The following is a 12,909-nucleotide window of genomic DNA, read 5'->3' as shown; positions in this document are numbered from 1 at the left end:
GCTCGCGAAAACAACAGGCTAGAGGCGTTGCAGCGAGCCGATGCGAGCGGAGGCGGCTCTAGCACGGCACAGGCATCACGGCAAAAGGCATGCTGAGAACCATCGGGCTCATGAGCGGCACCTCGCTGGACGGGGTGGACGCCGCCTACCTCGAGACGGATGGCGAGACGATCCAGCGGATCGGCCCGCGCCTCACGCTGCCCTACGACCCGAAGCTGCGCCGCGCCCTGCGCGGGCTGCTCGACCGTGCCGAGACACTGAGCGAGACCGACCCCGAATTGCTCGACGCCATCCGCCGCATCACCGACCGCCATGCCGAGGCGGTCGAGGCGATCGGCCTCGAGGCCGACCTGGTCGGCTTCCATGGCCAGACCATCCTGCACCGCCCGCCGGTGGCCGGGCGCAACATCACGCCCTTCACCTGGCAGGTCGGCGATGCCGCGGCGCTGGCGAAGCGCACCGGCATGACGGTGGCCTACGATTTCCGCAGCGCGGACGTGGCGGCCGGCGGGCAGGGGGCGCCGCTGGTGCCGGTGTTCCATCGCGCGCTGTCGGCCCCACTGCCCAAGCCGCTCGCGATCCTGAACCTGGGCGGCGTGGCGAACGTCACCTGGCTCGGCCCGGATGGCGAGATGCTGGCCTTCGACACCGGTCCCGCGAACGGCCCGCTCGATGACTGGGCGCGCCAGCACACCGGCAAGGACTACGACGCGGCGGGGCGGCTCGCGCTGGCCGGCCAGGCGGATGGCGCGGTGCTGGGGCGGCTGATGGCGCATCCGTATCTGTCCGCACCGCCACCGAAATCGCTCGACCGGCTGGATTTCGACCGCGCATTGAAGGACGCGGGTGCGGCGGAACTGTCGGCCGCCGATGGGGCGGCGACGCTCTGCGCCTTCTGTGCGGTCTGCGTGGCGGCCGCGGCGCGGCTGTTTCCGGAACCGCCGCTGCAATGGCTGGTGGCCGGCGGCGGGCGGCGCAACCCGGCGATCATGAAGGCGCTGGCAGGGGCGCTCGAGGAACCGGTGCGCCCGGTGGAAGTGGCCGGCTGGGACGGCGATGCGCTGGAGGCGCAGGCCTTCGGGCTGCTGGCGGCGCGCGTGGCGCGCGGGCTGCCGATCACCTTCCCCGGCACGACCGGGGTGCGGCGGCCGCTCACGGGTGGGCGGATCGTGGGGTCGTTGCTGTAGGCCTCAGGCCGGCGGCGGATGCGCGTGACTCGGGTCGCGCGCGGCCCTCGCCGACATGCGTTTGGCCTGCCGCGCCCAAGTCCTGCGCGCGGCTAGGTCCAGCGCGGGCGCCCGCCCGTCACTCACGCCACGGATGCTGCGCCCACAGCGCCTCGTAGCGCGCCTTCAGCGCCTGCAGTTCGGCCAGGTACTCCGGCGGGGCCAGGAAGCGCAGCGGCAGGTTCTGTTGCACCGCCAGCGCCTTGAATTCCTCGTTCTCCACCGTGCGCCGGACCGACAGCGCCAGGCGCTCCAGGACCTCGGGCGGCATCCCCGCGGGCGCCGCCATGCCGCGCATGGACCCCTCGACGATGTCGAGTCCGAGTTCCTTGAGCGTCGGCACGCTGGCGGCCGGTTCCCAGCGCGTGGCGCCCATCTGCACGATCGGGCGCAGCACGCCCTGGCGCCATTCGTTCATGCCCTCGGCCATGTTCATCACGGCCAGAGGAATCGCGCGCGACATCAGGTTCTGCTTCACCTGCGACGACCCCGCGAAGGGGATGTGCAGGAAGCGCGTATTCGTCGCGCGCTGGATCGCGAGGATCGCCAGGTGGTCGTCCGACCCGATTCCGGTGGTGCCGTAGCCGATCGCCTCCGGCTGCGCCCGCGCCGCCGCCAGCAGCCCCGCGAAGTCACGGATCGGGTTGTCGTTGAGCACCCAGATGCCGCCCGGATCGTCCACGATATTCGCGATCAGCGCGAAATCCGCCAGGCTGAACCGCGCGCGCCGCTCGATCGGGATGGTCACGATGGTGGGCGTGTTGATGAAGCCGATCGTGTAGCCATCGGGCCGCGCGCGGGCCAGTTCGCTGAAGCCGATCTCGCCGCCCGCGCCGGGGCGGTTCAGCACCACCACGGGCTGGCCCAGGTCGCGCTCCATGAAGCGGGCGATGGTGCGCGCCGCGGCGTCGGTCCCGCCGCCGGGCGCAAAGGCAACGATCATGGTGATCTGCCGGTCCGGCCGCCAGCCGCTCCCCTGCGCGCGCGCGACGGCAGGCGTGGCGAGCGTCGCGGCGATCAGGCCGCGGCGGGTTGGGCTGTGCACCATGATTCGTTTCCTCCGGCTGGTCGGCGGCAGGATGCCTGCTCGCGCGGCGCCCCGGAAGCCCGCTCGCGCAGGCGCCTGCGCGGCGCCAGGCCGGCGATCGCCGTGTGATCCCGGTCACCGACACGCCGCGCTGCGCCGCGCAGCCTCCACACCACCCGCGGCGTTGTCCCCGCGCCCAGGGCAAGGTTGAGGTCAGCGATGCGCTGCCTCGAAAAAGAAAAGGGCCGCCGGTCTGCCCGGCGGCCCTCGAAACCCGGCGCGCGGCGCGCGGCTCAGTCGGCGGCGAGCGCCATCCGGCTGCGGTTCAGCACGCCCATCACGTGGTCCTCGGCCGCGTCCACCACCTTCTCGGTCTGCTCGGGCGTATAGACGTGCCCGGCACCGGGCATCACGCGGTAGTCGATGGTGATGCCCTTCTGGGTGTTCAGCTTGTCGACCAGCTTGCGCACCGAGGGTTCGGGCACGAGTTCGTCGTCCGCGCCATGGAAGATCAGCCCGTTGCAGGGGCACGGCGCGAGGAAGCCGAAATCGTAGTGCGAGGCCGGCGCGCTGATGGAGATGAAGCCGCCCATCTCCGGGCGGCGCATCAGCACCTGCATGCCGACATAGGACCCGAAGGAATAGCCCGCGACCCACAGCATCGACGCGTTGGGGTTCACCGCCTGCAGGAAATCCAGGCCCGAACAGGCGTCCGAGACCTCGCCGATGCCGCCATCGTAGCGGCCCTGGCTGCGGCCCACGCCGCGATAGTTGAAGCGCAGCACCGAGAAGCCCATCGCCTGGAAACGCTGGTACAGGCTGTAGGTGACCCGGTTGTTCATGGTCCCGCCATGCAGCGGGTGGGGGTGCAGGATGAGAGCCACCGGGGCATTGGGGCGCTTCGAATGGTGGTAGCGTCCTTCGAGCCGGCCATCCGGCCCGGCGAACATGACCTCGGGCATCGTGCGTACAGTCCAATGCGCTCTGCCGCGGGTGTCGCGACACGGCTGGGCCCGGGGGGTGGGCCAGCGGTCGCGGCAACCTGCCGCAAGTTTCGGGAACCTCTCTCGATCCGGTGCCAGGGCACCGGTCACGGGATGTGCCGCATATCGTCGAATTCTTGACTAAGGCGGTCGGACAATCACATCATTCATCTCGAAGCGCGGCTGCGCAGGACAAATGATGCTCTTTCATCAAGGTTTCAAAGCATCCCATGGCGCGCCGGGGGAGGTCCCCGTCTCCCGGTGCGCCGGCACCATACATGAGACCCCCCGGATTTTCATAACAGAATCACGACAGGCACCCCATGTCTTGCGGCAGGGCAGGGTTGCGAGGGGAGCGGAGTAGCCGATGCGCTTGTCCACCAGGGGCCGATACGCGGTCATGGCCATGGTCGACATGGCTGCCCGCACCCAGGCCGGTACCGCCTGCGCCGAGGGCCGCCCCGTGACCCTTGCCGAAATCGCCGCCGCGCAGCATCTGTCCGTCGCGTATCTCGAACAATTGTTCGCCCGACTGCGCCGCGCCGGCCTGGTCGCCTCCGCCCGCGGCCCCGGCGGCGGATACCGCCTGGCCCGCGCGCCCCACGACATCCCGATTGCCGATGTGGTCGAGGCCGCCGACGAACCCATCATCGCCACCCGCTGCGAGGACGGATCACCGGGCTGCCTGGCCGGCGAGCGCTGCCTGACCCACGACCTCTGGGCCGAGCTCGGCGACCAGATCCGCCTGTTCCTCGGCGGCATGACCCTGGCCGACGTGGTCGAGGGCCGCGTCACCGGCCGCGCCCGCCCGCCCCAGCCGGTGCAGCGCGCGGCCGAATGATGGCCCGTCCCGCCGCCCGCGCCCGCGCACCATGACAGCCGGCCCGGTGATGCACCCCGCGCCGGTCTACCTCGATGCCAACGCCACCGAGCCGTTGCGGCCGGAAGCGCGCGCGGCGGTGCTGGCCGCGCTCGACCTGGTCGGCAACCCGTCCTCCGTCCATGCCGAAGGCCGCGCCGCGCGGCGCGTGCTGGAGCAGGCGCGCGCCACCCTCGCGCAGGCCTGCGGCGCCCGGCCGCAGGACGTGGTCTTCACCGCCGGTGGCACCGAGGCCAATGCGCTGGCGATCCGCGGCCTGGCGCCCGGCCGCCGCGTGCTGGCCGGGGCCACCGAACACCCCGCCGTGCTCCGCGCCGCCCCGGACGCGACGCTGCTGCCCGTGCTGGCCGACGGCACGCTCGACCTCGCGGCGCTCGAGTCGGCGCTGGCCACCGGCGGCCCCGCACTGGTCTGCCTGATGGCGGCGAACAACGAGACCGGCGTGCTGCACCCGATCGCGCCAGCCGCCGCGATCTGCCACGCCCATGGCGCGCTACTGCATGTCGACGCCGTGCAGGCCGCGGGGCGCGTGCCGGTCGCGCTCGACGGTGCCGACAGCCTGGCGATCTCCGGCCACAAGATCGGCGGGCCCAAGGGCGCCGGGGCGCTGGTGCTCCGCGCGGGGGTCGATGTCACCCCGCTGGTCGCCGGCGGCGGGCAGGAACGCGGGCGGCGCGGCGGCACCGAGCCGCTGCCCGCCATCGCCGGCCTGGCCGCCGCGCTCGCCGCGGCCCATGCCGATATCGGAACGCCCGCGCGACTCGCCGCCCTGCGCGACACCATCGAGGCCTCGGTGACGGCCCTGGCGCCCGAGGCCCGTTTCCCTGGCCGCGCCGCGCCGCGCCTGCCGAACACCACCTCGATCCTGCTGCCCGGCGTGCCAGCCGAAACCCAGGTGATCGCGCTGGACCTCGCGGGGGTGCGGGTGTCGGCTGGCGCGGCCTGTTCCTCGGGGAAGGTCGGCGCGAGCCACGTCCTGGCGGCGATGGGGCTGGGGGCGGACGCCGCCTGCGCGGTCCGTGTCTCGTTGCCCTGGAACGCGGGCGCGGACACCGCCGAGCGCTTCACCCAGGCCTGGGCTGCCATGCACGCCCGCCTCGCGCGGCGCGCGGCCTGATCGGCGACGGCCCCGCGCGTGACGCGCGCGCTACTGCAGTTCGGGGATGATCCACAGCGGCCGCTCGCCGCGCGCCACGCGCTGGCAATTGTCGAAGGCATTGCGGAAGCGCGCGGGCTGGTTGTCCCAGGTTGGGCCGGCATAGTGCGGCGTCAGGATCACGTTCTTCATCCTGAACAGCGGATTGTCGGCCGGCGGCGGTTCCTGGTCGAAGACATCGAGGCCCGCACCGGCGATCACGCCGCCATCGAGGGCCGCGATCAGCGCGGCTTCGTCGATGACCGGGCCGCGGCAGGTGTTCACCAGGTAGGCGCTGGGCTTCATCATCGCGAGCGCCTCCGCGCCGATCATGTGCTTCGACGCCGGCGTGAGTGGCACATGCAGCGAGACGATGTCCGACGTGCGCAGGATCTCGTTCAGCAGCCGGAAGCGGACGCTCAGCGCATCCTCCTCGGCCTCCGACACACGCTTGATGTCGTAGTACTGCACCCGCATGCCGAAGGCGTTGGCAAGGCGCGCGACCTTCTTGCCGATCGCGCCCAGGCCCACCAGGCCGAGCACCTTGTCGCGCAATTCGAACAGTTTCACCGAGCCGGGGTCGTTGCCCCGCCAGCGGCCAGTCACCACGCTCTCATGCTGCCAGACCAGGCGGCGGCAGACGGCCATCATGAGCATCATGGCGTGCTCCGACACGGCCGTGGAATTGGCCCCGCCATTGTTGCAGACCGGGATGCCCGCACCGCGCGCGGCCTCGATATCCACGGTGTCGTAGCCGGCGGACAGCAGCTGGAACAGCTTGAGCTTCGGCGCGGTCGCGTAGAAGCCGGCATCGATCGCCTTGTTGCCGAAGCCGACCAGGAAATCGGCCCCGGGCAGCGCGGCCTTGAAGGCGTCGGAGCCGAAGGGGGCGACGATCAGCTCCATGCCGGGGGGCGCGATCTCGCGCGCGGTCGGGATGTCGGAGAGGGGGCTCTCCATCATGAGGATGCGGGGCATGGGGCGTCCTGGGTGGTGCGGGACGGCACGTTACGCGGATGCGGGACGCCCGCAAGCGAGCCGGGCAAGCACGGCTCCGCGCTACTTCCCCCAGGTCAGCTTCACCTTGAACTCGGCCGAGGCATCGCCCGACACCACCCACAGATTCGCCTTGCCTGTCAGCTTGGCGGCGAACTCGACCTCGACTTTCTCGGGCTTCTTCACCAACCCAGCGACGGAGCGGTCTAGCATCGCGACCACGTCCCTCAGCCCTGCGAGGCCACGCTCCAGCGCCGCCGCGCTGGCTTCGGCCACGGACTCGCCGACGCTGACCTCCCTCAGGCCGGCGGCGTCCTTCCCGGTACCGCCGAAATACACCGTGCGGCCATCGGCCAATTCCACTTGCAGGGTTGCGGGCATGCCTGTCTCCTCGCGCAATGATCGAGGGTGCCCTGGTTCACATCCTGTCCGCAACGGCGCCGCACGCCTTCATCGGCTGCGGCGCGGTGATCGAGGGTGGGTTGATAGCCACCTGCCGGCATGTGTGGCGGGATGCCGTGCTAGGCGCGGACAAGGGCGCCCTGCCTTTCGCCGACTTCCCGCGCGCCGACGCGGATAGGCGCCAGACGCTGACCCTGGCGGATGCCTGCGACCAGGAGACCCGGCCGCCCGACCTGGTGCTGCTGCGCCCCAGGGAACTGCCTTCGGGGACGCCGGTCCTGCAGCTGGCGATGCACGATCTGCTGGAGACCGGGTCGGCGGCCTGCCGGGCGCGACTGCGGCGAAGCGGCCCGCAATGGGCCGAAGTGACCATCCGCGGCACGCTGGACCCCGCGCTCGACCCCGAGGGGCGCCGCCAGTTCAGCGGACAGGCGCCGAACGGCTACTGGTTTGCGCGCGGCTCCAGCGGTTCGCCGCTGTTCAAGGACGGAGGCCAGCAACTCGCCGCGATCCTGTCCCTGTCGGAACTGGGGGCTGACGAGGACGGCAGCGGCCGGCACGAAGCCTTCGTCATTCCGGGAACCTTGATCCGCCGCTACGCGATCCGCCTCGCTGCAGCGCCCGTGGCGCAGGCCGAGGGGATCGACCCGGCCGACCTCGCGAACATCCTGCGCGACCTCGGCACCGCCGATGCGCCGGTGCGCGAAATCCCTGCTCGCCTGCGCGACTACATCGCCGTCGCGCGGGCTCAGGGCGCAGCGCCCGTTGTGCCGAGCAACGAGGGCGCCGACATCGACGCCGCCATCGGCGCCGCGCGCGACAAGGTCCAGCGCCTCGACGCCGCCGGAGCCCGGGCGGTGCTGGAAGCGAAACTTGCTCAGGAGGAGGAGGCACAGCGTCGGCGCGTCGTGCCGCTCCTGCGGGAGAAACTGTCGATCGAGCGCCTCGCCTGCGACCACGGCGCAGCGAAGGCCACCTTGCGCAGCATCATCGCCCTCGATGGCGGGCAGGTCTGGGATTGGATCGCGCTAGGCGATCTACACCGCGACACGGGCGCGGCCATGCTGGCGCGTGAGGCCTTCGCACATGCACTCGATGCCGCGCGGCGTATCGATCCCGTTGGGCGCGACGTGCTCGTGGCGTCCAATCGCCTTGGCGATGTGCTCCTGAGGCAGGGGCAAGCGACGGCGGCGCTTGACGAGTATCGCAAGGCCATGGCGATCGCCGAGCGGTTGGTCGCCAGAGACGCAGGGGAGGCCAAATGGCAGTGGGATCTATGGGCGAGCCACAACAAGGTAGCTGACGTGCTAGAAGACCAAGGCGATACCACGGCGGCACTGGCCGAATACGGCAAGGCGTTAATCATCGCCGCGCGGCTTGCAGCCAGTGACCCCGGGCAGGCGGACTGGCAGCGAGACCTCTCAGTAAGCCATTTGAGGATCGGAAGTGTGCTGCATCGCCGGGGCGAGGCGCTTGGGGCGCAGCTCCACTACCGCAAGGGCATGGTGATCCGCGAGCATCTCGCGGCGATCAACCCCGGGCGAGTGGAATGGCAATATGACCTCTCGCTAAACTACACTAGGTTGGGTGACGTGCTGGTCATCCGGGGCGAGACTGCGGCCGCACTGGCCGAGTATAGTAAGGCGATAGCGATCGCTGCGCGCCTAGTAACGACCGACAGCGAGCACACTGAATGGCAGCGGCATCTTGGATACAACTACATAAGAGTCGGAGATGTGCTACGAACCCAGAGCGATGCGTCGGCGGCGCTGGCCGAATACCGAAAGGCCATGGCAATCGCGGAGTGGCTGGTGGCGATCGACCCCTCGACGTCGCTATGGCAAGACGATCTATCAATCGCGCACAACAAGGTCGGCCTCGTGCTGACGGACACGGGTCATCCGCGCGCAGCGTTGGCTGAATACCGCAAGGGCATGGCCATCGCCAAGCGCCTTGCGGCGACTGACCCTTTGCAGCCGGAGTGGCAGCGAAGCCTCATGGTCAGCCACCAGAGGATCGGCGACGCGCTGCAGGAACAGCGCGATACAGCTGCGGCACTGGCGGAGTATCGCAAGTCCATGGCGATCGCCGAGCGTTTGGTCGCCACTGACCCCAGTAACGCCGAATGGCAACGGGATCTCGCGATTAGCTACCAAAGGATCGGCGCGACCCTCTGGCGCCAGGGCAATGCTGTTGCGGCTCTGGCCGAATGTCGCAAGGGCATGGAAATCACTGAGCGCTTGGCGGCGAGCGATCCCGGGCATGCGGAGTGGCAGCGCGACCTGATCGTCGGCCTCGACCGGCTGGCCCGGACCGACCCGCCCGCCGCCCGCGCGCATCTGACGCGCGCCCTCGCCATCGCCCGCGCCCTGGCCGATACAGGTCGCCTCGCCCCCGTCGATGCCTGGCTGATCCCCGAGTTTGAACGCCGCCTCGCCGCCTTGCCGTGATGGCGTCGACTGTCGGAGCCGCGACGTGCTTGCATGAGGGAAATTTTCCTAGTAAAGTTCGTGCCCGTGGCGGACACCGCCACGCCGCTCTTTCACAGCCGCATCCGCCCCCTCCGCCCAGCCGCACTGCTGCGTGGGACCGTGCCCGCCGCCGCCGCCGCCACCGTCCGGCCGCCCGCCTACGCCGCCCGGAGCCGCTAAAGCCCTAAAGTCCGAAAGTGCCCCCGCTGCCCCGGAAGCTTGGTCCAAGCCCCGCACCCCCGCCACCCTCGATTTGTCCGAAATCGACACCTTTTCGCGCACCCCACCCATTTGTCCGAAACCCGCAATTCCGCCATCCACCGCCCCCGCCTCGCACCCGCCCCACCCGCACCCCAAGTGCCGAAAATGCCCGCCCCCAACCGCCCCCTCTACCTCGACCACCACGCCACCACCCCGCCGGACCCGCGCGTCCTCGCCGCCATGCGCCCCTGGTGGGAGGAGAACTTCGCCAACCCTGCCAGCATCGAACACACCCTCGGCCGCGCTGCCGAGGAAGCCGTCGAACAGGCCCGCGCCCACATCGCCGAGCTGATCGGCGCCGAGGCCCGCGAGATCGTGCTGACCTCCGGCGCCACCGAGGCGAACAACCTCGCCATCAAGGGCGTCGCGCGCTTCGCGCGCGCCAATCCCGATCTACGCTTCGCCGCCAGCCAGGGCACCGACCGCCGCCGCATCATCACGGCCGCCACCGAGCACAAATGCGTCCTCGAATCCGTCCGCGACCTGGCCGCCGAGGGGTTCGAACCCGTCATCCTCCCCGTCGATGCCAACGGCCTGCTGCGCCCCGACGCCCTGCGCGAGGCAGTCGACGACCGCACCCTGCTGGTCAGCATCATGGCCGTGAACAACGAGATCGGCGTGATCCAGGACCTGGCCGCCCTCGGCGCGGTGGCCAAGCAGCACGGCGCCCTGTTCCACACCGATGCCGCGCAGGCCGCCGGGCGCATCCCGCTCGATGTGCAGGCGATCCAGGCCGACCTGCTCTCCCTCTCCGCCCACAAGATGTACGGCCCCAAGGGCATCGGTGCCCTGTATGTCCGCCGCCGCCCGCGCGTGCGCCTGGCACCCCTGTTCTCCGGCGGCGGCCAGGAACGCGGCCTGCGTTCGGGCACACTGCCCGCGCCGCTGGTCGTCGGCTTTGGCGAGGCCGCCCGCATCGCCGCCATCGAGGGCATGCTCGACACGGGCCGCATTGCCGGCCAGCGCGACCGGTTCCTCAATGCTCTGCGCGCCGCCATCCCCGGCATCGAACTGAACGCACCGGACGCCCCGCGCGTCGCCGGCAATGCCTCCGTCGTCTTCCCCGGTGGCGCCACCGCCCAGGCCATCATGGAGGCCGCGCCCGGCCTTTGCGTCTCGACCGGTTCCGCCTGTTCCTCGGCCGAGGTCGAACCCTCCTACGTGCTGCGCGCCATCGGCCTGGACGAAGCCCGCGCCCGCGCCACCTTGCGGATCGGCATCGGACGCTTTACCTCGCCCGCCGATGTGGACCGCGCCGCCGCCATGCTGGGGCAGGCGTGGGCGCAAGCGACATCCGGAACAAGCAGGGCGGCGGAGTAGCAATGCCGAAGATGGTCTTCGTTCAGCGCGATGGCACGCGCAAGGAAGTGGATGCGCCGCTCGGGCTCTCGGTGCTCGAGATCGCGCACCGCCACGGCGTGGACATCGAAGGGGCCTGCGAAGGCTCGCTCGCCTGCTCCACCTGCCATGTCATCGTGGACCCGTCCTGGTACGGCAAGCTCGCCAAGGCGACGGAGGACGAGGAAGACATGCTCGACCTCGCCTTCGACCTGCAGGAGACCTCGCGCCTGGGCTGCCAGCTCATCATGACCGATGCGCTGGACGGCCTGACCGTCAAGCTGCCGGCCGGCAGCCGCAACGCCGGCGGCTGAACGCCATGGCCGCGCCGCGCTGGGAGACCGACTTCGGCGCCGAGGGCGGCCTGTTCCGTCGCCTGCGCGCCGCGGCCGCCAACGACTGGGCCGGCTACACCTGGCATCCCTTCGTGCAGCGCCTGTCGGACGGCACGCTGCCCCTGCCGGCCTTCCGGCACTACCTGATCCAGGACTACCTGTTCCTGATCCATTTCGCCCGCGCCAAGGCGCTGGCCGTGGTGAAGGGCGAGAGCCTGGCGGCCATGCGCGACAAGGCCGCCGCGGTGCTCGCGATCCTGGACGAGACGAAGCTGCACCTGAAGTACTGCGCCGGCTGGGGCCTCAGCGAGTCCGACGTGGTCGCGACGCCCGAGACCGCCGAGACCGTCTCCTACACCCGCTGGGTGCTCGACCGCGGGCTTGCGGGCGACATCCTGGACCTGGAAGTCGCGCTGGTGCCCTGCACGGTCGGCTATGGCGAGGTCGCGCTGCGCATCCTGGCCGACCCGGCGCGCCGCGTGCAGGACAACCCCTACCAGTCCTGGATCGACACCTACGCCGCCGAGGACTACCAGGCCATGGCCCGCGCCGCCGCCGCGCGCATCGATGCGCTGGGCGTGAGCCATGGCGGGGAAGCCCGCTTCGCCCGCCTGGCGGCCGACTTCGCCGAGGCCGCGCGGCTCGAGCAGCGCTTCTGGCAGCAGGGCCTCGCCGCATGAACGCTTTCCTCCGTCCGGGCCGCACCACCCTGCGCTCCCACGGCCACGCCTGATGCGCGTGCTGGTCGCCATGTCCGGCGGCGTCGACAGTTCCGTTGTCGCCGCGCTGCTGGTCGAACAGGGGCACGAGGTGGTGGGCGCCACCCTGCAACTCTATGACCACGGCGCCGCCATCCGGAAGAAGGGCGCGTGCTGCGCCGGACAGGACATCCATGACGCCCGCGACGTGGCCGATCGCCTCGGCATCGCGCACTACGTGCTGGACCGCGAGCAGGTGTTCCGGCGCGAGGTGATCGGCGACTTCGCCGACACCTACGCCCGCGGCGAGACGCCCATCCCCTGCATCCGCTGCAACCAGACCGTCAAGTTCCGCGACCTGGCCGCGCTCGCCGCCGACCTGGGCTGCGAGGCGCTGGCCACCGGCCATTACGCGCGGCGCGTGGATGGCGTGCACGGCGCCGAACTGCACCGCGCGGCGGATGCGGCGCGCGACCAGTCCTACTTCCTCGCCGCCACCACGCGCACACAACTCACCCTCGCGCGGTTCCCACTGGGCGACATGCCGGACAAGGCATCGGTGCGCGCGCTCGCCGCGCGCTTCGGCCTGGCGGTTGCCGACAAGCCCGACAGCCAGGACATCTGCTTCGTGCCCGAGGGCCGCTACGACACGCTGGTGGGCCGGCTGCGCCCCGAGGCGCTGGCGGCCGGGGAGATCGCCACCAGCGATGGCCGCGTGCTCGGCACGCATGAGGGGATCGCGCGCTACACGGTCGGGCAGGGCAGGGGCCTTGGCACCGCGTCGTGGGATGGGGCGGACAAGCTGTTCGTCGCGGGGGTGGATGCACCGGCCCGGCGCGTCATCGTCGCGCCGCGCGGCGCGATCGAGTCCACCCAGGCCATCGCGGCCGAGGTGAACTGGCTGGTTGACGCGCCGGACGCACCGCTGCGCTGCCAGGTGAAGCTGCGCGCGCGCGAGGCCCCGCGCGATGCGACGGTGGCCTGGGATGCCGCCACCGGACTGCTGCGCATCACGCTCGATGCACCGGGAATCGTCGCCCCCGGCCAGGCCTGCGTGATGTATGATGGGGACCGCGTGCTGGGCGGGGGCTTCCTGCGCGCACGCGGATCGGTTGACAGCGCACGGGCCGCGGCCTAACTCGCGGCCCTCGCGTGGA

At 71.0% G+C, this 12,909-nt stretch carries 12 protein-coding genes; 8 read left to right on the top strand and 4 right to left on the bottom strand.

The window, feature by feature from the left end; all coding sequences use genetic code 11:
- Window positions 1–92 precede the first annotated feature (92 nt).
- Window positions 93–1,187 carry an anhydro-N-acetylmuramic acid kinase gene (locus MWM08_RS15920; protein ID WP_244459972.1) on the top strand — a complete coding sequence of 365 codons (1,095 nt, stop codon included), beginning with the start codon at window positions 93–95 and terminating at the stop codon, window positions 1,185–1,187.
- Between the two features lie 118 nt (window positions 1,188–1,305).
- Here MWM08_RS15920 and MWM08_RS15915 read toward each other — a convergent pair whose 3' ends face one another.
- Both MWM08_RS15915 and MWM08_RS15910 read right to left on the bottom strand, forming a co-directional pair.
- On the bottom strand, window positions 1,306–2,274 hold the full coding sequence (locus tag MWM08_RS15915) for a tripartite tricarboxylate transporter substrate binding protein (protein ID WP_244407486.1): 969 nt from the start codon (window positions 2,272–2,274) through the stop codon (window positions 1,306–1,308).
- Window positions 2,275–2,546: 272 nt separating this feature from the next.
- On the bottom strand, window positions 2,547–3,215 hold the full coding sequence (locus MWM08_RS15910) for an alpha/beta hydrolase (RefSeq protein WP_244407485.1): 669 nt from the start codon (window positions 3,213–3,215) through the stop codon (window positions 2,547–2,549).
- A 388-nt stretch (window positions 3,216–3,603) separates the two neighbouring features.
- Between MWM08_RS15910 and MWM08_RS15905 the strand changes: the two genes are divergently transcribed.
- Together MWM08_RS15905 and MWM08_RS15900 are read left to right on the top strand one after the other, a co-directional pair.
- The gene (locus tag MWM08_RS15905) at window positions 3,604–4,077 is read left to right on the top strand and encodes an Rrf2 family transcriptional regulator (RefSeq protein WP_244407484.1); all 474 of its coding nucleotides are present in this window, start codon (window positions 3,604–3,606) and stop codon (window positions 4,075–4,077) included.
- 31 nt (window positions 4,078–4,108) lie between these two features.
- Entirely contained in the window at window positions 4,109–5,233 is a 1,125-nt protein-coding gene (locus MWM08_RS15900; RefSeq protein WP_244407483.1) for a cysteine desulfurase family protein, read from the top strand.
- A gap of 30 nt (window positions 5,234–5,263) precedes the next feature.
- On the opposite strand, the gene MWM08_RS15895 is transcribed toward MWM08_RS15900, so the two are convergent.
- On the bottom strand, window positions 5,264–6,229 hold the full coding sequence (locus tag MWM08_RS15895; protein ID WP_244407482.1) for an NAD(P)-dependent oxidoreductase: 966 nt from the start codon (window positions 6,227–6,229) through the stop codon (window positions 5,264–5,266).
- Between the two features lie 81 nt (window positions 6,230–6,310).
- On the bottom strand, window positions 6,311–6,628 hold the full coding sequence (locus MWM08_RS15890; protein WP_244407481.1) for a CU044_2847 family protein: 318 nt from the start codon (window positions 6,626–6,628) through the stop codon (window positions 6,311–6,313).
- A 17-nt stretch (window positions 6,629–6,645) separates the two neighbouring features.
- Here MWM08_RS15890 and MWM08_RS15885 point away from each other — a divergent pair, with 17 nt between their 5' ends.
- The 5 genes from MWM08_RS15885 to mnmA all read left to right on the top strand — a co-directional run bounded on the left by MWM08_RS15885 (window position 6,646) and on the right by mnmA (window position 12,890).
- Window positions 6,646–9,099, top strand: a complete 2,454-nt coding sequence (locus MWM08_RS15885) for a tetratricopeptide repeat protein (RefSeq protein WP_244407480.1) — start codon at window positions 6,646–6,648, stop codon at window positions 9,097–9,099.
- Between the two features lie 387 nt (window positions 9,100–9,486).
- Window positions 9,487–10,701, top strand: a complete 1,215-nt coding sequence (locus tag MWM08_RS15880) for a cysteine desulfurase family protein (protein WP_244407479.1) — start codon at window positions 9,487–9,489, stop codon at window positions 10,699–10,701.
- A 2-nt stretch (window positions 10,702–10,703) separates the two neighbouring features.
- Complete coding sequence (locus tag MWM08_RS15875) at window positions 10,704–11,033, top strand: ferredoxin family 2Fe-2S iron-sulfur cluster binding protein (RefSeq protein WP_244407478.1); 330 nt, start codon at window positions 10,704–10,706, stop codon at window positions 11,031–11,033.
- A 5-nt stretch (window positions 11,034–11,038) separates the two neighbouring features.
- The gene (locus MWM08_RS15870; RefSeq protein WP_244407477.1) at window positions 11,039–11,734 is read left to right on the top strand and encodes a TenA family protein; all 696 of its coding nucleotides are present in this window, start codon (window positions 11,039–11,041) and stop codon (window positions 11,732–11,734) included.
- 52 nt (window positions 11,735–11,786) lie between these two features.
- On the top strand, window positions 11,787–12,890 hold the full coding sequence (gene mnmA / locus MWM08_RS15865; protein ID WP_244407476.1) for a tRNA 2-thiouridine(34) synthase MnmA: 1,104 nt from the start codon (window positions 11,787–11,789) through the stop codon (window positions 12,888–12,890).
- Window positions 12,891–12,909: the final 19 nt, after the last annotated feature.

It is taken from the genome of Roseomonas fluvialis (assembly GCF_022846615.1).
Classification (GTDB): Bacteria; Pseudomonadota; Alphaproteobacteria; order Acetobacterales; family Acetobacteraceae; genus Neoroseomonas; species Neoroseomonas fluvialis.
Note: the sequence above shows the minus strand (reverse complement) of the source record. Positions and strands in the feature narration are given on the sequence as shown.

What these genes read in the sequence shown, in the direction of transcription:
- MWM08_RS15900 (WP_244407483.1), top strand. Translation starts at nt 4,109, where the DNA reads ATGACAGCCGGCCCGGTGATGCACCCCGCGCCGGTCTACCTCGATGCC.
- MWM08_RS15910 (WP_244407485.1), bottom strand. Translation starts at nt 3,215, where the DNA reads ATGCCCGAGGTCATGTTCGCCGGGCCGGATGGCCGGCTCGAAGGACGC.
- mnmA (WP_244407476.1), top strand. Translation starts at nt 11,787, where the DNA reads ATGCGCGTGCTGGTCGCCATGTCCGGCGGCGTCGACAGTTCCGTTGTC.
- MWM08_RS15915 (WP_244407486.1), bottom strand. Translation starts at nt 2,274, where the DNA reads ATGGTGCACAGCCCAACCCGCCGCGGCCTGATCGCCGCGACGCTCGCC.
- MWM08_RS15890 (WP_244407481.1), bottom strand. Translation starts at nt 6,628, where the DNA reads ATGCCCGCAACCCTGCAAGTGGAATTGGCCGATGGCCGCACGGTGTAT.
- MWM08_RS15885 (WP_244407480.1), top strand. Translation starts at nt 6,646, where the DNA reads ATGATCGAGGGTGCCCTGGTTCACATCCTGTCCGCAACGGCGCCGCAC.
- MWM08_RS15895 (WP_244407482.1), bottom strand. Translation starts at nt 6,229, where the DNA reads ATGCCCCGCATCCTCATGATGGAGAGCCCCCTCTCCGACATCCCGACC.
- MWM08_RS15875 (WP_244407478.1), top strand. Translation starts at nt 10,704, where the DNA reads ATGCCGAAGATGGTCTTCGTTCAGCGCGATGGCACGCGCAAGGAAGTG.
- MWM08_RS15870 (WP_244407477.1), top strand. Translation starts at nt 11,039, where the DNA reads ATGGCCGCGCCGCGCTGGGAGACCGACTTCGGCGCCGAGGGCGGCCTG.
- MWM08_RS15905 (WP_244407484.1), top strand. Translation starts at nt 3,604, where the DNA reads ATGCGCTTGTCCACCAGGGGCCGATACGCGGTCATGGCCATGGTCGAC.
- MWM08_RS15880 (WP_244407479.1), top strand. Translation starts at nt 9,487, where the DNA reads ATGCCCGCCCCCAACCGCCCCCTCTACCTCGACCACCACGCCACCACC.